The organism is Streptococcus sp. GMD1S (assembly GCF_000296875.1).
Classification (GTDB): Bacteria; Bacillota; Bacilli; order Lactobacillales; family Streptococcaceae; genus Streptococcus.
Map to the genome: position 1 here is coordinate 1 of NZ_AJQY01000392.1, position 810 is coordinate 810.

An 810-nucleotide genomic window follows, 5' to 3' on the forward strand; every position below is an offset into this window, starting at 1 on the left:
GGCTAAGATACCATCCAAATAAACATGGAAATCTTGGTCACAAGTCACGATATTTACATGCTGATATACTTTCATTATAGGCTCCTTTTCTATAAGACAATATACAGTGAATAATTTTTCTAGCTATTGTAACAAAAAAGTCACCCGAAGGCAACTTTTTTTGTCCATAAGATTTCAAAATAGAAAGGATTATTCAGAGCTAAAAGCCGCAGCTTTTTGCATTTGGTAATACTTGCCCTTTCTAGCCATGAGGTCATGATGGTTACCATGCTCCACAATGTCACCATCTACCAAGACAAGAATCAAATCCGCATCCTGAATGGTTGACAAACGGTGAGCAATAATAAAGCTTGTGCGCCCCTTCATGAGTTTGGCAAAGGCATCCTGTACTAGCACCTCTGTCCGTGTATCGATGGAGGAAGTCGCTTCGTCTAAGATAAGAATCTTTGGAATAGCTAGAAAGACTCGGGCGATGGTCAAGAGCTGGGCTTGCCCAACAGAGAGAGATTCTCCTGCATTTTCCAGTTTGGTATCATAGCCTTGGGGTAACTGTTGGATGAAAAAGTCTGCATTGGCTGCCTTTGCAGCAGCAATCACTTGCTCCCGACTGGCATCAGGATTTCCAAAGGCAATATTGTCATGAATGGTCCCTTGCTTGAGCCAGGTTTCTTGGAGTACCATCCCAAACTGCTGTCTCAATGACGCTCGGGTATAATCATAAATGGACTGCCCATCTAACAAGATATCTCCCGAGTTAATAGGATAAAAACGCATGAGGAGATTGATAAGAGTTGACTTACCAGCACCTGT

At 42.3% G+C, this 810-nt stretch carries 1 protein-coding gene; it reads right to left on the minus strand.

Translation table 11 applies throughout. The features are described 5' to 3' along the window. Positions 1–189: 189 nt before the first annotated feature. A partial coding sequence (locus GMD1S_RS10575) for an ABC transporter ATP-binding protein (RefSeq protein WP_000316524.1) occupies positions 190–810 on the minus strand: 621 nt, incomplete at its 5' end.